Raw genomic sequence first — 17,363 nt, forward strand, 5'->3', positions numbered from 1 at the left:
ACGTACGGTCAGCCGCCCGTGGCCAGGTGGTCGAACTCCCCGTCCTTGACGCCCAGCAGCAACGCCTCTATCTCGGCCGGCGTATAGACGAGGGCGGGCCCGTCGGGATACCGCGAGTTCCGCATCGCCACATTCCCTCCGGGCAGTTTCGCGAACTCCACACAGGACCCCTGGGAGTTACTGTGTCTGCTCTTCTGCCAGACGACTCCGCGAAGCTCTGTGGCCGCCATGCCGTTGTACACGTGGTGCACAGGACGCTCCCCGAGTTGCAAGGTGCAAGTGTCAACTAGCTCGGATCATAGCTGTGTTCATATGCCAATGCATGAGCAGATGCACGTGCACGCGGGGTGTGCGTGCGATTACAGATTTCCCCCTCGATCCGTGCGCCTCTCCGCACCCGGACCGTCCCTGGGAGTGAGACGAACGGGGCACCGAATTGGCTCCCGATTCCCGGAGCCGCTCCCTTCGCCCCTGGTAGCTTGTCGCGGGCTTTCGGCCGTGACTCTCCTAGGGGGGAACTCCACATGGACAGGTTCGTACGCTCCGGCGCCGCCGTAGCAGGGCTCGTCGCCGCGCTCGCACTGACCGCCTGCGGCAGCGACGACGACTCGGGCAAAGAACCGGCGGCGGGCTCCGGTGCCGGGCAGAGCGCGGTGCCCGGCGGGGACGCGGACAGCGGGTCCGCCGGCGTGGACGCGGCGGCGCTGGACGGCACCTGGACAGGGGCCACCGACGGCCGGGCGGTCGTCCTGTCCATCTCTTCGGGCAAGGTGGCGCTCGTCGCCGACCAGCATGTCTGCCAGGGCGACGTGAAGGACATGGGCGAGGTGATGCTCGCGCTGACCTGCGCCGACGGGAACACCGACCGCACCATGGGGGCCATCGGGTCCAACGACGGCAAGAAGCTCGTCGTCTCGTGGGACGGCGGAGCCGAGGACACCCTGGCCAGGACCGGTCCCGGCAAGCTGCCGGCCGGGCTGCCGGAGATCCCCGCCCCCTGACGCGCCGCGTCAGACCCGGCGTTTGCCCCTGGGACCGTCCAGGCTCCGCGCGAACTCCTCCAGCGCGTCGAGCAGCATGGCCGCCCCGCTGCGTACGAAGGCGGCGGGCGGCGGCACCGCCTCCGGACGGCCTTCGGGGGTGTCCCAGCCCGCGAGGACCTCGCGCACCGGCTCCCAGTCGGGCACGCGACGCTCCCGCACCGCCTTGGCGCCCTGTTCGGTGACCCTCCGCAACGTGCCGGCCAGCTCCGCCGCACCCGGCACCGGGGTGGCCGTGCCGGCCGGCAGGTGGGCCTCCAGGAGCATCGCGACCCGGCCGAACTGGGAGAGGGCGTGCTGCGCCTCGTCCGCGGCGGCCCGGGAGATGCCGCGGTGCCGTACGGGTTCGTGCTGGGCGGTCGCCAGCGCCTCCTGCCAGGCCACGCGCGCCTCCCGGGTGGCGAGGAGGGCGTTCCGCACATCGGCGTTGCTCCTGCCCGCCGGGTCGGCGTACCCGTCGAGGACGGTCGCCGCGTACCGCGCGTCCGTGACCAGCCAGCGGGCGAGCCGGTTCCGCAGCCTCGGGGTCTCCCAGGCCGGGTAGACGGCGTACGCGATCATCGCGAGCAGGCCTCCGGTGAGCGTGAGGACGACCCGTTCCAGGACGGTCTGCGACCAGTCCTCGCCCGCCATGCCGAGCAGGAAGACGACGTAGGCGGAGACGCAGGCCTGGCTGACCGCGTATCCGGTGCGCATCAGCAGGTACATCAGCCCGGCGCAGGTCACCGCGAGGACGGCGGCGAACGTCACGTCCGGCTCGACCGCCTGCACGAGGCCGGTGGCGAGGGCCACCCCGACGACCGTGCCGCCGAACCGGGCCACGGACCGGGAGTAGGTCTGCGAGAAGTCCGGGCGCATCGCCATCACGGCGGCCATCGGAGCCCAGTAGCCGTGGCCGAAGGGCAGTGCGGCGCCCAGCGGGAAGCCGACGGTGGCGACCGCCGAGAGCCTGATCGCGTGCCGCAGGACCGGCGACTCCCTGCGCAGCTCGCGTCGCATCGCCGCGAGCGCCCCCGGGACGAGCCGCAGCAGGCTGGGGCGGCGCCGGGTGTCCGCGTCGTGCCCCGCCGGTTCGCGGGTACCGGCACCCTCGGCGATCTCGATGACGTCCTCGAGCAGCGCGGCGAGCCGGTCCGCGGCGCGGCGCGGGGGTCCGGCCAGGATCACCTCGTTGTCGGGGGTGCCCAGGACCCCCAGGTCGGTGGCGGCGAGGTGGACGGGTTCCCCGTGCCGGACCGCGTGGGCCGCCGCGTCCAGTACGGATCCGGCGGCGCCGAGCAGTTCGCGTACCCAGACCCGCTCCAGCCCGTCACCGGGCACTCCCAGCGCCGGGTCGGCCAGGGAGGCGAGGACCGGGCGCAGCCGTTCGGCGACGCCTCGGGCGCCGTGCAGTTCGACGGGGAGCCGGCGCGCCTCGCGGGGGGTGACGGCGGCGGCGCTGCGGGCGGTCATCAGCGGCACGGGGTCGAAGGGGGCGACCGGGTCGTGGCGCAGCCGGCGCGCGTAGTCGGCCTCGGCGGCCAGGGCGTCGGCGAGCGCGTCGCGCTGGGCGCCCCATCTGCGTACCGGGAAGAGCACGATCAGGGTCGCCTGGACCAGTCCGCCGAACGCCATCATCGCGGCGTGCGCGGCGGCGTCGGCGACGGAGCCGGGGAGGGTGATCGTGACCAGCATGATGGCGACGTTCGATCCCGCGAGGATGCCGGCCGTGGGGCCCGCCGCCCAGGTCAGCCCGGCGACGAAGGTCCAGAGCGCCAGCAGGGCCAGGAACACGACGGGCTGGGTGATGCTGATGTAGCCGACGAACGTGGACACGGCCAGGGTGCTGCCCGAGATCAGCGCGAGCACGGGCCGGGGGCGCCAGCTGCGCTCGAAGGTGGCGATGGCCGCCTGGTGGGCCCCGAAGGCGGAACTGGCCGCGATCACCGGGCCGAAGAGGGCGAGGGACAGCCCGACGACGAGGGCGAGGCCCGCGGCACCGCGCAGGGCGACCAGCGGTTCGAGACGCTGTCGCTCGATACGCAGACCCGAGCGGGCGGTCCCCTTCAGCGCCCGGAACCAGCTCATGGGGGCGAGCCTAACCGTATTCCTCCACGAGCCCGACTTATGCCACTCTCACTCCGCTATCGGGTTATTCCGGGCCCGCTGCCGCCCATCCTGGCGCGGTCCGCCGCCGCCGTGCCGTGGTTCCAGCCCTCGGCGTCCGTCGCCCCGCGCACCCGGCTGGTGGTGGTCCGCGGGAACATCCGCTCGGCCGCGTCGGTGACGGCGACGTCCCGCGCCGCGAGCACCGGCAACAGTCCCTGTGCGGGGACCTCGCCGTCGCCCCCGGCGCGGCCGCCGGTGTCGGCGGCCGCGGTGACCCGGGCCGTGTCCGCCGCGAGCCGGCTGCCGAGGCGCTGGGCGTACGCCATCAGGAAGGACTGCCGGAAGGTCTTGGTCCGCTTGCGTCCGGCGGCCCGCTGGCCCGCCTCCGCCTTCGTCATCGCGGCGGTGCCCTGTACCAGGAGGGAGGTGAAGAGCAGTTCCACGGCCTCCAGGTCCGGCTCGAAGCCGACGACCGTGGTGAAGCCGAGATCGCTGTTCCACACGGCCCGGCAGCGGTTCGCCGAGGCGACCGAGTCGAGCAGGATCGCCTTCGCGCTCTCGTACGGGGCGTCGACACCGATCCGGCAGGCACCCGGAGCCGCACCGCCGCCGTGCGTACGGGCGGCGAGCAGGGCCTCGTCGATGCTGTGCCGGGCCATCAGCTCCTGCGCCTTCGTGGTCAGGGCCTCCGCCTCCTCCGGGAAACCGGTCGCCTCCGCCTTGGCGAGCAGGGCCCTGATCCGGGTGAGCATGCGGGGTTCACCGTGGGCGGGCGGGAGGTACGGGCCGTCGGCCGCCGTGCCGGGCGGCGGGCCGACCGGTTCGATCACCGGGAGCCGCAGCAGCAGGCGGTACAGCTCCAGGACCGCGGAGGCGTACGTGAAGCGGTCGGGCCGGTTGCGCGGCTCCGGCGCGGGCAGGACCGCGAGCTGGCCGGCCCAGCGCGGCGGGAGCTGCCCGTACCGCGCGGTCTCCGCGGTGATCAGCGCGGCGACGAGGGCGGCCCCCGTACCGTCCAGCTCGCGCCGGACGATCCGTACGAGGTCGGCGGGCTGCCAGCCCCGCGACCAGGCGCGCCGGACGAACTCCTCGCCGCGCCGGTGCAGCTCCTCGTCGGCCGACGGGTCGGCGGCGAGGAGGGAGGCACCGGCGTCGAGGCCCGCGTCGCCGTCCGCGTAGAGGGCCGCCGCGCACGCCTGGTCGATCACCGATTCCATCAGGTCAGGGTAGGCGGCGGCCGGTGTCCGGGTGCTCCCCGGGGACCAGCACGAGCTTGCCGCGTACGTGTCCGGCCTCGCTCAGTTCCTGGGCCCTCGCCGCGTCCCGGAGCGCGAACGTCTGCGCGACCGGGATCCGCAGCTCGCCGACCGCGGCCATGGCCGCGTACTCCGCGAGCCGTTGGCCCTCGTCCACGGGCGCGCCTCCGCCCGCCGAGAAGGCCACGCCGTACTTCGGTGCGTCCGCGTCGGCGATGGTGACGATGCGGTCGGTTCCGCCACGCAGCTCGACCGAGTCGGCCAGCGCCCCCTTGCCCGCGGCGTCGAACACCGCGTCCACGCCCTGCGGCGCCGCCGCGCGTACCCGTTCCACCAGCCCCTCCCCGTACGCCACCGGGACCGCGCCGAGCACCCGGAGGTAGTCGTGGTTGGCCGGTGACGCCGTCCCGACGACCGTGGCGCCCCGGGCGGTGGCCAGCTGGACGGCGGCGGAGCCGACCGCCCCGGCCGCCCCGTGCAGCAGCAGGGTGTCGCCTGCGGTCACCGCGAGCTCGTCCAGCACCCGGGCGGCGGTGGCCGTCGCGACCGGCAGGGCCGCGGCCTCCTCCCAGCCGAGGCCCTCCGGCCTGGGCGCGACGGCGTCCGCGTCCGCCAGCACGTAGGCCGCGTACGCGCCGGTGACGCTCCGGCCGAGCACCTCGTCACCGACCGCCGGCCCGGTGACGCCCTCGCCCGTCTCGTCGACCACCCCGGCGAACTCGCTGCCGGGTGTGGCGGGCAGCGGGGTGGGGAAAGCCGCCTCCATCCACCCGTTGCGGATCTTGTGATCGACCGGGTTGACCCCGGCGGCCCTGACCGCCACCCGGATCTGCCCGGGGCCGGGGTGGACGTCGTCGACCCGGGTGAGGCGCAGTACCTCGGGGCCGCCGAACTCCTCGTACACGATCGCTTCCATCACCGTCTCCTCCGCGCCTGCCCCGCCCGCCTCCGGTACGCGCCACGCGTCCCGCGAGAATCCTCGCGGCTGCGACGGGCGCCCGCGCGGCGAGCGGGTCCAGGGCGGGTGGCGGTGCGCGATGGGTGGCGGGGATGCGGTGCGTGTGGGTCCGCTGTCAGTGGCGGGTGCCAGACTCGGCCCATGACCGAACGCTGGGCTGTGGCCTCCGCGGAGGCCGGGGGCGCACTCCTGGTGCCGCTGGAGCGCGACGGCCTGCCCGCGGGTCCCGTCCTGGCCGAACCCGACCTCGTCGAGTCCGTGCGCTCCCGCCCCGACGTGGTCCGGTGGGTCTGGCGGTCGACCGCCGAGATCTACCCCCGGCTGCTCGCGGCGGGCGTGCGCGTCGAGCGGTGCTACGACATGGAGTGCGCCGAGCTGCTGCTGCTCGGCCACGAGGGACGCCTCGGGGAGCCCCGTTCCGCCGCCGCGGCCTGGGCCCGGCTGTGCAACGCCCCCGTGCCGCCCGATCCGCCGCCCCGTTCGGCGGAGCCGGGCTCCCAGTCCTCCCTCTTCGAACCACGGGCCGGCACGGACGTCCCGTTCGAGGCGCTGCTCCAGGTCTACGCGGAGCAGCTGCGGCGGCACGACGCGGCCGAGCACCCGGGCAGGATGCGGCTGCTCACCGCCGCCGAGTCCGCCGGGATGCTGGTCGCCGCCGAGATGAACAGGTCCGGGCTCCCCTGGCGGGCCGATGTGCACCGCGAGGTGCTGGGTGAACTCCTGGGCGAGCGCTACGCGGGCGGCGGTGAGCCGCGCAGGCTGGCCGAGGCCTCGGACGAGGTGTCGGCGGCCTTCGGCAGGCGTGTGCGACCCGATCTGCCCGCCGATGTGGTGAAGGCGTTCGCGCAGGCCGGGATCAAGGTGAAGTCGACGCGGCGCTGGGAGCTGGAAGGGCTCGACCACCCGGCGGTGGAACCGCTGATCCGCTACAAGAAGCTGTACCGCATCTGGACGGCCCACGGCTGGGGCTGGCTCCAGGACTGGGTGCGCGAGGGCCGTTTCCGCCCGGAGTACCAGCCGGGTGGCACGGTCAGCGGGCGCTGGACGACCAACGGCGGCGGCGCCCTGCAGATCCCCAAGGTCATACGGCGGGCGGTCGTCGCCGACGAGGGCTGGCGGCTGGTCGTGGCGGACGCCGACCAGATGGAGCCGCGGGTGCTGGCCGCGATCTCCCGCGACCGGGGGCTGATGGAGGTGGCCGGTCATGAGGGCGACCTCTACAAGGCCCTGTCCGACCGGGCGTTCCAGGGCGACCGTGAGCACGCCAAGCTCGCCCTGCTGAGCGCGGTCTACGGGCAGACCTCCGGGGACGGCCTCAAGAACCTGGCGGCACTGCGGCGGCGGTTCCCGCTCGCCGTCGCCTACGTGGACGACGCGGCGAAGGCGGGCGAAGAAGGCCGTCTCGTGCGTACGTGGCTGGGCCGGACGAGCCCGCCCGCGGCCGGGGCGGGCGAGGACGAGGAGGCGGGCATCCCGCAGGAGAGCGAGGAGCCGCTGCCCTCCGAGAGCTCCGGGGAGTACGGGTTCACGCCGGGGTACGCCTCGTCGAACACCCGGGCGCGGGGCCGCTTCACGCGCAATTTCGTCGTCCAGGGCAGCGCCGCCGACTGGGCGCTGCTGCTCCTCGCGGCGCTGCGGCAGAGGCTCGCGGCCGGGGGGATGCGGGCCGAGCTGGTGTTCTTCCAGCACGACGAGGTGATCGTGCACTGCCCGGCGGACGAGGCCCCCGCGGTGGTGGAGGCGATCCGGGAGGCCGGGGAGCTGGCCGGGCGCATCGCGTTCGGCGAGACCCCGGTGCGCTTCCCGTTCACCACGGTGGTCGTCGATCGGTACTCCGACGCCAAGTAGGACCGGCTCGCCCCTGTGAAGGGGCGCGTGGGCGCCCGCGTACGGGCGCGGCCGGAAGGCCCGGACCGGGAGGGTGTCCCGGTCCGGGCCGCTGCCGCACATCTACCCGCGTTCCCACAGCGCGGGGACCTGCGGCGGTTCCCACCCGGCGATGGCCGAGTGTGCCTGGAGGCAGCGGTAGGTGACGCCTCCGTAGGTGACGCGGTCGCCCGCGCGGTAGGAGGTCCCGGCCTTCCAGCCGGTGCCCGGCGGGTCGGTCGGCGGATCGGTGGGATCGGTCGGCGGATCGGTGGGGTCGGGCGTCTGTGCGACGTCGAGGACGAAGTCGAAGGTGCCCTGCCGCCCGGACCCCGCGGCACGGACGTTCATCAGGAGCGCCGGATCGTAGAGGGAGTCGGTGTTGTTGCGCGGCTCGCCCGGGAAGTACAGCTGGGTGGTCAGCACGCGCTGACCCGGCGCCTGGGCCTTCACATGGATGTGCCGGGTGCGGCCGGGGTACAGGCCGGCCACGACCGTGGTCAGCGTGAAGGCACCGTTCCGGTCGGTGAACTGGTGGCCGCGGAAGGCGAACCCCGCCATGTCGTACGCGCCGTTGGCGTCCGCCTGCCAGAAGTCGAGGAGCACTCCCGCCAGGGGCTTGCAGGCCCGGCCGAAGACGTAGCCGCTCACCGTGAGCGGGGTGCCGGGGGTACCGGACGTCACCAGGCTGGTGCGCAGGGGCGAGTCGGGCTTGAAGTACGGGCCCTCCATCTGCTCGTGGGTCGGCCCGTCCCCGTCGTCGCAGGCCGGGGTGAGCGCCAGAGGGCTGCCGTCCGAGCCGGTGTCACGGGCGAGTGCGACGCCGCCCGCGACCAGGGGCACGGCGCCCGCGGCGACTGCCGCCCTGAGGAGGCTCTTCCGGCTGATCGGACGGCCGCGGGAGCCGGCGGGGGAGGTGCCGTCGGAACCTTCCGGGGGGACGGCTGATCTCTCGGTCATGGCTGATTCCTCGGTGTGTTCGGTGTGCTCGGTTCCTCCGAGCGGGACGCCGGGTTCCCCCGGTGCGGGACAGGGAGCGGCGTCAGGTCCGCTGCCACAGCGCGGGTACGTTCGGCGGCTGCCAGCCGGCCTGCGCCTGGTGGCCCTGCAGGCAGCGGTAGCTCGCGCCGCCGTACGTCACGACGGCACCGGTGGCGTACGTCGTCCCGGCGGCCCAGGTCCCGCCCGGGTCGGTCGGCGGGTCGGTCGGCGGGTCGGTCGGCGTACCGCTGGTGACCAGGGTCAGGCCGTACGCCTGGAGCGCGGGGTCGACCGGCTGGTAGTACGTCGTGCCGCCCTGGGAGCAGTTGCCGGAGCCGCCCGAGGTGACCCCCTGTGCCTGGCTGCCGGAGATGAACGAGCCCCCGGAGTCGCCCGGTTCGGCGCAGACGGTGGTGCGGGTCACGCCGGAGATGGTGCCCTCCGGGTAGGTGACGCTGGTGCCGTGCTGCTGGATCGTGCCGCAGTGCCAGCCGGTCGTGGAACCGGAGCGGCAGACCGAGGCGCCCACCACGGACTGGGTGGAGCCGGTGACGGTCACGTCGCCGTTGCCGTAGCCGTTCACCAGGGCCCGGGGCGTCCAGTTGGCGTTGGTGGCGACCCAGGCGTAGTCGCGGCCGGGGAAGGTGGAGCCCTGGAAGGAGCCCTGTGCCTGCTGGTTGACGCCGGTGGTGGTCACACCGGGCGTTCCGCAGTGACCGGCGGTGACGAAGCCGTTCTGGGTGCCGCGCTTCACGGGGAAGCCGATGGAACAGCGGCCCGAGCCGTTCATGTAGTACGCGTCGCCGCCGCGCAGGTCCGCGTAGGTGCGGGGCCGCTCGGCCGAGCGGTTGACCTGGACCAGGTCGCGGGAGACCCCCGCGGCCGTCAGGAAGGCTTCCGCCGACGCGGTGCGCGCGGCGTTGACGACCAGGCGGTTGGTGCGCACGTCGACGTACCAGGAGGGCACGTCCTGCGGTGCCTCCTTCAGCGCCACCCTGTCCAGGGCGGCCTTGGCCGCGTCGAGGCGGTCCAGGCTGTGGTCGACGACCTCGGCCCGGGCCCCTGCGGCGGTGATCCGGGCGGCATCGGCCCGGTCGGTGGTGGCGACGATGAGGACGGCCGTGTCGCCGCTCACCCTCGCTCCGGCGAAGTCGGCGCCGAGGGACTTCTCCAGCCCTGCGGAGACGGCTGCCGCCCGGTACTCGTTGGCTATGCGCGTCTTCGCCTCGGCGGCGTCGAGGCCGAGGTCGCGCCGCATTGCCTCGATCAGCCCGGGCGAGAGCCGGTCGGCGGCGGCCGGCACCGCGCTGCCCGACGGGTCGGCCGACGCGATGCCGGTCAGCCCGGCGAGGGCGAGCGCGCCCACCGCGAAGGCGGCGGTACCTGCGGCGAGTGCGCGTCTGCGGAGCATGGTTCTCTCCACGTAACTCTCCTTGTTCTCAGGGGTGTTGGGCTCCAGGAGTGTGGAGCCCGGCAGGAGGTGGGGAATTGCCGAAAAGGTAGCCGCGCGCACCCGGGCCGAGGAGATCCCGTCCGCCCCATACCGTCGCGTTATGGGGTGTCTCCGAGCAGCCCCGCGCACGGCCCCCGCCTCCTCCGCGCCCTTCGCCTATGCGGGCCGGAGCGGTGTCCGGATACGGTCACCGATGCGGGCCGGAGCGGTGTCCGGATACGGTCCGGCGTCCGCTACAGGCTCCGCCCATGCCGACGCACGAGCACGAGATCACCGAGCCCGTCGGCCTCTGTCTGCCCGACGGCTCCCTGAACCCGGCGGCGGTCGGCTGGTCCAGGAAACCGCTGCACCGCGCCAATCTGCGCGGCTGGGGCCGGACGAAGCGGTGGGAGTACTGGTGCGTGACCACGCCCACCCATCTGGTGGCGCTGACCGTGAGCGACCTCGACTTCCTGGCGCTGAACACCGTCTACGTCCTGGAGTACGGGCCCGGGGGCCGCGAGTTCGAGTGCTCCTCGATCGTCCCCGCGGGCCTTGGCGTCCACCTTCCGGACACCGTCGCCGGGGCACCGGGCTCCGAGGACGTGGCGGTCGGCCCCGCGCGGCCGACCGGCGGCAAGGTCCGTGTCGAGATCCGGGACGAGAACGCCGGGACCCGGCTGCGGGCCCGCTGTCCGACACCGGACCGGCTGCCGCTGGAGGCCGGCATCCTCGTCGCGCGGCCGGAGCGTCACGAATCGCTGTCCGTGGTCGCGCCCTGGAGCCAACAGCGGTTCCAGTACACCTCCAAGCACACCGCGCTCCCCGCCGCGGGCCGGTTCCGGATCAGCAGCTCCTGACGTTCGGCGGGGGCGACGACGGGACCTGGGCCGTCCTGGACCACGGCCGCGGACCACGGCCGCGCTCGGCCGACTGGAACTGGGGCGCCGCGTCCGGGCGTACGGACGGGCACACCGTCGGCCCGCAGTTCGGCGGGCGGTGGACGGAGGGCACCAGGTCCACCGGGAACTGCCTCCGTATGGACGGCGGGCTCACCAAGACCGGGGAGGAGCTGGACCGGCGCTGGTCCGCCTCCGACCTGCTGGCCCCCTGGACGGCGCGGGCGCCGGTGTCCGGTCAGGTGGACCTTACGTCCGCCCCGTTCCACAACCGGTCCGCGCACACGGATGCCGGGCTGATCGCCAACCGCACCGACCAGCGGTTCGGCCACTACAACGGCCGGATCCGCACCGACGACGGCACCGAGAGCGCCGTGGAGCAGCTGCTGGGCTGGGCCGGGGATGTCCACATGCGCTGGTGACTCCCCCTCGTGCGCAGGCCCGGGTAGGTTTCCCCTCATGCACATAGGCCCTTTGCTGGGCTCGGGACGCACCGCCGATGTGTTCGCACTCGACGACACCTGGGTCCTGCGCCGCTACCGCCACGGCACCGACGCCACCACGGAACTCGCCGTGATCTCGTACCTCGCCGCGTCCGGATTCGCCGTCCCGCGCATCGGTCCGCCGGCCGGTGAGGCGCTGCCGACGGACCTGGTGATGCAGCGGCTGAACGGGCCGACCATGTCCGAGGCACTGATGGCCGGCACGCTCACCGGGGCGGAGGCCGCCGGCCTGCTGGCGCGGCTCCTGCGGGAGCTGCACGCGATCCCGCCGCGCATCTCCCAGGACCCGGCGGACCGGATCCTGCATCTGGACCTGCACCCGGAGAACGTGATGCTGACCGCGCGCGGGGCCGTGGTGATCGACTGGCACACGACGGCCGAGGGGCCTCCCGCACTGGACCGGGCCATGTCCTCGCTGATCCTGGCCCAGGTCGCGCTCGCCCCCGGCCCCTTCCAGGGCGAGCTGGTCCACGGTCTTCTCGCCGACCTGGTGGCCTGCCTCGACGCCGACGGCGGGGTCCCCGCCGACGCCCTCGCCCTCGCCGCCGCCCGCCGCGCGGCGGACCCCGGACTGACCGCACGGGAGACGGCGGTGCTCGACGACGCGGCGGCGCTGGTCGCGAACCTGGCGGGGTGAACGCCCTTCGGGGGCGCGTATCCGGCGGGCCGATGCCCTTCCGGCTTCCGTTCCCGGTACGCCGGCGGGCCGGCACCCTTCCGGCACCCTCCGGCGCCGAACCGCCCCGGGCGCGTACGCCTGCGGACCGAAACCCCTTCGGGGAAACGGTGGTCCGCTATCCCCGGAGGTACGCCAGCACGGCCAGGACCCGGCGGTTCGTCGCGTCGGTCAGCGAGAGGTCGAGCTTGGTGAGGATCGACCCGAAGTGCTTGCTGACGGTGCCCTCACTGACAGTCGGCGCCTCGGCGACCGAGGCGTTCGACCGGCCCTCCGCCATCAGGGCCAGCACCTCCTGCTCCCGCGCGGTCAGCCGGGACAGCGGGTCGCGCCGGTGCCTGAGCAGCTGGCGCATCACCTCCGGGTCGACGACGGTCGCGCCGTCGGCGACCCGCTGGAGCGCGTCGACGAACTCCTCGGCCTTCCCGACACGTTCCTTCAGCAGATAGCCCACGCCCGTACCGTCGCAGGAGTCGGGCAACTCCTCGGCGTAGGCCGCTGTACGTACTGGCTGAGGACCAGCACCGGCAGTCCGGGCAGGCTCTCGCGCAGGGCGACGGCGGCCCTGAGGCCTTCGTCGGACAAGCCGGGCGGCATCCGCACGTACGTCACCACGATGTCCGGCCGGTGCTCGGCCACGGCCGCGGTGAGCTCGTCGGCGGTTGGGCGCGAGCGCCGTCCTCGCCCCGGTCGCCGCCGTGCTGCCCGCGGCGGCCGCCCTGCCCACGAGGCCGGTCGAGGTGGCGGGCTCCCGCGAGTGATCCGGCGCCCGCTCAGCCGTTGAGGGCGTACGCCAGCGCGACGACCGGGAACGGCCACACCGCCACGCCGAGCAGGGCGATCCGGCCCGCCGGGGTCATGCGGCGCAGGAAGGGGGCGCGGTACAGCGCGACCAGGACGGCGACGCCGACCGCGACCGCCCCGGCCGCCCCCAGCAGGAACGCCACCGGTGACTCACCGGAGGCCGCACCCCAGAGCGCCACCATCAGCACCAGGAACGCCAGCATGCCCAGGGCCACGACGGGAACGCACCAGATCAGGGCGACCAGGACAACCATCCGGGTGCGGACGGGGCGGGGGCGCGCCACGGGTGGGGCGGGGGATGCCGGGGCCGGGGCGGGGGATGCCGGGAACATGCGCGGCTGCCTTTCGGTACTGCGGAGTACGTGCCTCCACCTTGCGGCGGACGGCCCCGCCCCGGCATGCGCGCGGATACTCAGAGCGTGCGGGTCGCGGCACTCATTTCCCTGCGGGAGAGCCCTACGCGCCTGTCACGACCGGCAGTTCCGACGGGAGGCCCCACTCGCTCCACGAACCGTCGTACACGGACACGTCGCGGTATCCGGCGAGTTCGGCGCCCAGGGCGAGGACGCAGGCGGTCACGCCCGATCCGCAGCTGACGACGAGCCGCTCCCGCCCCCCGGCCAACGCGCGGAAGACGGAGCGGAGTTCGTCCGCCGGAAGCATCCGGCCACGACGCTGGATCTCGCCGAACGGCAGACTCAGCGCCCCCGGCATGTGGCCGGCCCGCAGTCCTGGACGCGGCTCGGTCCCCGTACCGGCGAACCGTTCGCGGGAACGGGCATCGAGTACGGCCGCCCCCGGGTCCGCGAGGGCCGCCGCCACCGCACCGCTGCCGACCAGCCACCCGGCGCGCGGGCGCGCGGTGAAGTCACCGGTGCGCCCGGCGCCGCCGGGCGCACGGTCCTCCACCGGCAGCCCGGCCGCGGTCCAGGCGGGCAGGCCTCCGTCGAGCACCGCGACCCGGTCGAAGCCCATCGCGCGCAGCATCCACCAGGCACGCGCGGCGGAGTAGATCCCGGCAGTGTCGTATACGACGACGGTGTCCGCTTCGTCGATCCCCAGGGCCCGCATCTCCTCGGCGAACCGCGCGGCACCGGGCATCGTGTGGGGAAGGGGCACGGCATGGTCGGACAGCGCACCGTCGATGTCGAAGCGACGGGCCTCCGGGATCCGGCACCCCGCTTCGCGATGCGCCCCCACCGAGGCGTCGAGGACCACGAGGCCCGGCCGCCCGATCCGCGCCGCGAGCCAGTCGGCACCGACGAGCCGCCCCGGCAGGTCCCCGACACCCTCGGCCGATCCCATGCCTACGGCCGTTCCCGCACCTTCGGCCAGTCCCGTCCCCTCACCCTCGGCCGGTTCCGCACCCTCGGTCATGTCCGCTCATCTCCCCCTGGTCGTCCGTCATCGGTCCGCACCCACCATGCGTATCAGCCCCACCGCACGCCGCAGATCCCGATGGCGAAAGTACGCCGCCGCGTCGTCCCGGTGGGCGGGCGGCTCCATGCGCCGCGCCAACTCCTCGGCGCAGGCGTCCAGACGGGCCCGCTCCCGCTCCCCCCGCACGCCCTCCGCCGCCAGGCAGTCGGCGGTACAGAGGTCCACGGCGAGGCTCAGCCCGTCGGTGGGCCCGGCGCTCCGCAGCCGTACGCGCCAGTGGCCCACGGCGTGCAGCGCCGCCTCGCGCCGGGCGCCGTACCAGCACTCCGGGCTGTTCGGATTACGCGCGCGTGCGCCGGGGGTACGGAAACCTCGCCGTTTCGCCTCCGTGCGCTCCGCCGCGTACGCCCGCAACTCCGTCTGCCACGCGGCCCGGCTCGCCTCGATCACCCCCAGAGCACGCAGGAGTGCGTCCTCGTCCTCACGGAAGGGGCCCGCCTTGTGCGCGAGGTAACTCATCGTCGCCTCGAAGCCGATCGGCCGGTACGGCTGGACACAGGAACGGAGCGAGACCACCCGGTGCCCGTACGGCAGGGTCGGATCGCGGACCTTGCGTGCGAAGTTGGTGAAGCCCATCGGCAGGAGGCTGACGGGGTGCCCGGACTTAAGCCCGAGTTAAAGGCGGCTTAAGCGATCCGGACCTCAGGACGTTGACTCAAGTCACCGCAGGTCAGAGCGTTTTCATCGTGGGAACCACAGTTGGCCGCGCCGGTTCGCCCGCATAGCATCGGGCTCCGTCGGCGGGCGTGCACCGCAGGACGAGAGCGCTCTCAGAAATCGCTCCCGCATGTCCTTCCGCGCGTCCCCGCCGGCTTCACGTCCTGCTCTTCCCCACAGACAAGGTACGTAGCCATGGCCGCTCACCGCGCACGCAGATGGTCACTGGGCGGACTCGTCCTCCTGCTCACCGCCGCGCTCGCCACCGCTTTCCTGGTCACCACGACCGGTCCCGCGACCTCCCGGGCGAATGGCGCCGCCGCAGACGCGCAGACCTGGGCGGACGAGTTCGACGGGGCCGTGGGCAGTGCGCCCGACTCCTCGAAGTGGACCCTGGAGACCGGGGGTTCGGGCAACGGCAACAACGAGCTGCAGTACTACACCGACAGCACCCGTAACGCCGCCCTGGACGGCAACGGAAATCTGGTGATCACCGCCCAGAAGAACACCGACACCGGCCTCCGGTGCTGGTACGGAACCTGCCGGTACACCTCCGCACGACTGAACACCGCCAAGACCTTCACCCAGGCGTACGGCCGCTACGAGGCCCGCATCAAGATCCCGCGCGGGCAGGGCATCTGGCCGGCCTTCTGGATGCTCGGCGACGACCTCGGCAGCGCCGGCTGGCCCGACAGCGGCGAGATCGACATCATGGAGAACGTCGGTCACGAGCCGAACACCGTCCACGGCACCGTCCACGGCCCCGGGTACTCGGGTGGCGGCGGCATCGGCGCCTCCTACTCCCTGCCGGGCGGCAGGGCCTTCGCCGACGACTTCCACACCTTCGCGGTCGACTGGAGCCCCGACGCGATCACCTGGTCGGTGGACGGCCAGACCTACCAGACCCGTGAGCCCGCCGATGTGAACGGCAACAAGTGGGTCTTCGACCACCCCTTCTTCATCGTCCTGAATCTGGCGGTCGGCGGTAACTGGCCGGGCAGCCCCGACGGATCCACCTCCTTCCCGCAGAAGATGACCGTCGACTACGTGCGGGTCTCCGCGTCCGACAGCTCCGGCGGCTCGGGCGGTTCCGGCGGCTCCGGCGGCGGGAGCTCCAGGACCGGTGCGATCAAGGGCATCGGCGGCATGTGCGTCGACGTCGCGGGAGCGTCCACCGCCGACGGCACCCCGATCCAGCTGCACGACTGCAACGGCGTCGACGCCCAGAAGTGGACGCCGAACAGCGACGGCACCGTGCGTGCCCTCGGCAAGTGCCTCGACGTGCAGGGCGGTTCGACCGCCGCCGGAGCCGTCGTGCAGCTCTACACCTGCAACGGCACCAAGGCCCAGCAGTGGACCCACACCGCGGGCCTCGACCTGACCAACACCGGGGCGGACAAGTGCCTGGACGCCACAGGCAACTCCTCGGCCGACGGCACCCGGCTCCAGACCTGGACGTGCACCGGGGCCGCCAACCAGAAGTGGACCGTCGGCTGACCTCTCGCACTCCGTCCCCGTGCTCCCCTACGCTCCCCCACGAAGGTGAACCCTCACATGACCCCTCGTCACCAGCGCCACCTCTCCCGCCGCAAGCTGCTCACCGCTCTCGCCGGAGCGGCCGTGGCCGTCCCCGCCGTCGCCGTGATCGCCCCGCACGCCCTCGCGTCGAAGGACCCGTCCGACGGGGCCACGAAGGCCGCCGCGGGCGCCCTCCCGCTGACGATCGTCAACAACTCCGGTTCCTTCACCAACTCCTCGGTCCACGTCTACGTCGTGGGCAACCAGGACGGACGGCAGGTCCGCCTCACCCCCGAGGGCACCCTGGCCCCGATATCGCTGTCCGACAACGGGGCGGACGGCTTCACCGACTACTCCATCGCCCTGTCCGGCAGCGGTGAGACCCGGCTCTCCCTGCCGTACATGTCCGGCCGCATCTACGTCGCGCTCGGCGACAGACTGAAGTTCAAGGCCGTGGCCGACGGCAACGGCAACGCCGCCCTCCAGTACCCCGCGGGCTGGGTGACCTCCGACCCCAACTACGCGGTGCTGCACGACTGCGCCGAGTTCACGTACAACGCCGCCGGAATGTTCTGCAACACCACCATGGTCGACATGTTCAGCGTCCCCATGAGCATCGGCGTCACCGGGGCCAGGGACCAGACCACCGGCACCCTGCGCGACGGGGGTCGCGCTCAGGCCTTCGCCGCCGTCGGCCGGATCCCGGAGTTCGCGCCGCTGGTGGTGGACGACCGGCGCATCATCGCCCCGGGCCACGGCCTGGACGCGGGCATCTTCGCCAAGGACTACTTCGCCGCGTACGTCGACGAGGTGTGGAGCACCTACACGGGCAAGGACCTGACCGTCACCACCAACGCCGGCGTCTTCACCGGCCGGGTGCGGGGCGACCGGTTCGTCTTCGGCGGCCCGGCGTCCGTCTCCTTCGACCGGCCGTCCACCCGTGACGTGCTGTTCTGCGACGGCAGGCTGGCCGCACCCAACGACGGCACCACCGGGCCCGTCGCGGCCGTCCTGGGCGCCGGCTTCAACCGTTCCACGCTGATCAGCCACCCCACGCAGCCCACGACGGACCCGGCCGCCTTCTACCGGACCTCGCCGCTCACCAACCACTACTCCGCGGCGATCCACGCGGCCACGCAGGACGGCAAGGCGTACGGCTTCGCCTTCGACGACGTGGCCGACTTCGCCTCGTACATCCAGGACACCGCGCCGACGGGCGCCCGGCTGACACTGACGCCCTTCTAG

The 17,363-nt window shown here is 73.4% G+C and carries 14 protein-coding genes and 2 pseudogenes; 6 read left to right on the forward strand and 10 right to left on the reverse strand.

The features are described 5' to 3' along the window. Nucleotides 1–8: 8 nt before the first annotated feature. Nucleotides 9–251 carry a DUF397 domain-containing protein gene (locus tag OG524_RS16300; protein ID WP_405390098.1) on the reverse strand — a complete coding sequence of 81 codons (243 nt, stop codon included), beginning with the start codon at nucleotides 249–251 and terminating at the stop codon, nucleotides 9–11. Between the two features lie 273 nt (nucleotides 252–524). Here OG524_RS16300 and OG524_RS16305 point away from each other — a divergent pair, with 273 nt between their 5' ends. Further along, the gene (locus tag OG524_RS16305) at nucleotides 525–1,001 is read left to right on the forward strand and encodes a hypothetical protein (RefSeq protein WP_405390097.1); all 477 of its coding nucleotides are present in this window, start codon (nucleotides 525–527) and stop codon (nucleotides 999–1,001) included. 9 nt (nucleotides 1,002–1,010) lie between these two features. On the opposite strand, the gene OG524_RS16310 is transcribed toward OG524_RS16305, so the two are convergent. Genes OG524_RS16310 through OG524_RS16320 form a run of 3 tightly spaced genes read right to left on the reverse strand, consistent with a single transcriptional unit; the run spans nucleotide 1,011 to nucleotide 5,300 of the window. Beyond that, on the reverse strand, nucleotides 1,011–3,107 hold the full coding sequence (locus OG524_RS16310) for an FUSC family protein (protein ID WP_405810785.1): 2,097 nt from the start codon (nucleotides 3,105–3,107) through the stop codon (nucleotides 1,011–1,013). Between the two features lie 56 nt (nucleotides 3,108–3,163). Then, complete coding sequence (locus tag OG524_RS16315) at nucleotides 3,164–4,345, reverse strand: DUF2786 domain-containing protein (protein WP_405390095.1); 1,182 nt, start codon at nucleotides 4,343–4,345, stop codon at nucleotides 3,164–3,166. Nucleotides 4,346–4,349: 4 nt separating this feature from the next. Beyond that, complete coding sequence (locus tag OG524_RS16320) at nucleotides 4,350–5,300, reverse strand: NADP-dependent oxidoreductase (protein WP_405390094.1); 951 nt, start codon at nucleotides 5,298–5,300, stop codon at nucleotides 4,350–4,352. Nucleotides 5,301–5,483: 183 nt separating this feature from the next. Between OG524_RS16320 and OG524_RS16325 the strand changes: the two genes are divergently transcribed. Then, nucleotides 5,484–7,190: a bifunctional 3'-5' exonuclease/DNA polymerase gene (locus OG524_RS16325; RefSeq protein WP_405390093.1), complete on the forward strand. Its 1,707-nt coding sequence runs from the start codon at nucleotides 5,484–5,486 to the stop codon at nucleotides 7,188–7,190. Between the two features lie 102 nt (nucleotides 7,191–7,292). Here the strand turns inward: OG524_RS16325 and OG524_RS16330 are convergent, their stop codons facing one another. Both OG524_RS16330 and OG524_RS16335 read right to left on the reverse strand, forming a co-directional pair. Next, nucleotides 7,293–8,168, reverse strand: coding sequence for a carbohydrate-binding protein (locus OG524_RS16330; RefSeq protein WP_405810788.1), 876 nt, complete (start codon nucleotides 8,166–8,168; stop codon nucleotides 7,293–7,295). 82 nt (nucleotides 8,169–8,250) lie between these two features. Next, the gene (locus OG524_RS16335; protein ID WP_405810790.1) at nucleotides 8,251–9,612 is read right to left on the reverse strand and encodes an alpha-lytic protease prodomain-containing protein; all 1,362 of its coding nucleotides are present in this window, start codon (nucleotides 9,610–9,612) and stop codon (nucleotides 8,251–8,253) included. Between the two features lie 278 nt (nucleotides 9,613–9,890). On the opposite strand from OG524_RS16335, the pseudogene OG524_RS16340 reads away from it, so the two are divergent. Beyond that, a pseudogene (locus OG524_RS16340) lies at nucleotides 9,891–10,942 on the forward strand (DUF2804 domain-containing protein). A 37-nt stretch (nucleotides 10,943–10,979) separates the two neighbouring features. Then, entirely contained in the window at nucleotides 10,980–11,660 is a 681-nt protein-coding gene (locus OG524_RS16345; RefSeq protein ID WP_405390089.1) for a phosphotransferase, read from the forward strand. 157 nt (nucleotides 11,661–11,817) lie between these two features. Here OG524_RS16345 and OG524_RS16350 read toward each other — a convergent pair. From OG524_RS16350 to OG524_RS16365, 4 genes and pseudogenes are all read right to left on the reverse strand, one after another. Further along, nucleotides 11,818–12,359 (reverse strand): annotated as a pseudogene (locus OG524_RS16350) (LuxR C-terminal-related transcriptional regulator); the annotation flags it as partial. 113 nt (nucleotides 12,360–12,472) lie between these two features. Then, nucleotides 12,473–12,835, reverse strand: a complete 363-nt coding sequence (locus OG524_RS16355) for a hypothetical protein (protein WP_405810792.1) — start codon at nucleotides 12,833–12,835, stop codon at nucleotides 12,473–12,475. 124 nt (nucleotides 12,836–12,959) lie between these two features. Then, on the reverse strand, nucleotides 12,960–13,808 hold the full coding sequence (locus OG524_RS16360; RefSeq protein WP_405393169.1) for a sulfurtransferase: 849 nt from the start codon (nucleotides 13,806–13,808) through the stop codon (nucleotides 12,960–12,962). Nucleotides 13,809–13,907: 99 nt separating this feature from the next. Beyond that, a complete protein-coding gene (locus tag OG524_RS16365) occupies nucleotides 13,908–14,519 on the reverse strand; it encodes a hypothetical protein (protein WP_405810794.1) in 612 nt (203 codons plus the stop codon). Nucleotides 14,520–14,795: 276 nt separating this feature from the next. Between OG524_RS16365 and OG524_RS16370 the strand changes: the two genes are divergently transcribed. Together OG524_RS16370 and OG524_RS16375 are read left to right on the forward strand one after the other, a co-directional pair. After that, entirely contained in the window at nucleotides 14,796–16,097 is a 1,302-nt protein-coding gene (locus OG524_RS16370) for a family 16 glycosylhydrolase (protein ID WP_405810796.1), read from the forward strand. Between the two features lie 57 nt (nucleotides 16,098–16,154). Continuing rightward, the gene (locus tag OG524_RS16375) at nucleotides 16,155–17,363 is read left to right on the forward strand and encodes a beta-1,3-glucanase family protein (protein ID WP_405810798.1); all 1,209 of its coding nucleotides are present in this window, start codon (nucleotides 16,155–16,157) and stop codon (nucleotides 17,361–17,363) included.

This window comes from Streptomyces sp. NBC_01520, assembly GCF_045040375.1.
Classification (GTDB): Bacteria; Actinomycetota; Actinomycetes; order Streptomycetales; family Streptomycetaceae; genus Streptomyces.

Bases quoted from the DNA above. Each gene is read 5' to 3' on its own strand.
- OG524_RS16305 (WP_405390097.1), top strand. From the start codon at position 525: ATGGACAGGTTCGTACGCTCCGGCGCCGCCGTAGCAGGGCTCGTCGCC.
- OG524_RS16310 (WP_405810785.1), bottom strand. From the start codon at position 3,107: ATGAGCTGGTTCCGGGCGCTGAAGGGGACCGCCCGCTCGGGTCTGCGT.
- OG524_RS16315 (WP_405390095.1), bottom strand. From the start codon at position 4,345: ATGGAATCGGTGATCGACCAGGCGTGCGCGGCGGCCCTCTACGCGGAC.
- OG524_RS16320 (WP_405390094.1), bottom strand. From the start codon at position 5,300: ATGGAAGCGATCGTGTACGAGGAGTTCGGCGGCCCCGAGGTACTGCGC.
- OG524_RS16325 (WP_405390093.1), top strand. From the start codon at position 5,484: ATGACCGAACGCTGGGCTGTGGCCTCCGCGGAGGCCGGGGGCGCACTC.
- OG524_RS16330 (WP_405810788.1), bottom strand. From the start codon at position 8,168: ATGACCGAGAGATCAGCCGTCCCCCCGGAAGGTTCCGACGGCACCTCC.
- OG524_RS16345 (WP_405390089.1), top strand. From the start codon at position 10,980: ATGCACATAGGCCCTTTGCTGGGCTCGGGACGCACCGCCGATGTGTTC.
- OG524_RS16355 (WP_405810792.1), bottom strand. From the start codon at position 12,835: ATGTTCCCGGCATCCCCCGCCCCGGCCCCGGCATCCCCCGCCCCACCC.
- OG524_RS16360 (WP_405393169.1), bottom strand. From the start codon at position 13,808: ATGGGATCGGCCGAGGGTGTCGGGGACCTGCCGGGGCGGCTCGTCGGT.
- OG524_RS16365 (WP_405810794.1), bottom strand. From the start codon at position 14,519: ATGGGCTTCACCAACTTCGCACGCAAGGTCCGCGATCCGACCCTGCCG.
- OG524_RS16370 (WP_405810796.1), top strand. From the start codon at position 14,796: ATGGCCGCTCACCGCGCACGCAGATGGTCACTGGGCGGACTCGTCCTC.
- OG524_RS16375 (WP_405810798.1), top strand. From the start codon at position 16,155: ATGACCCCTCGTCACCAGCGCCACCTCTCCCGCCGCAAGCTGCTCACC.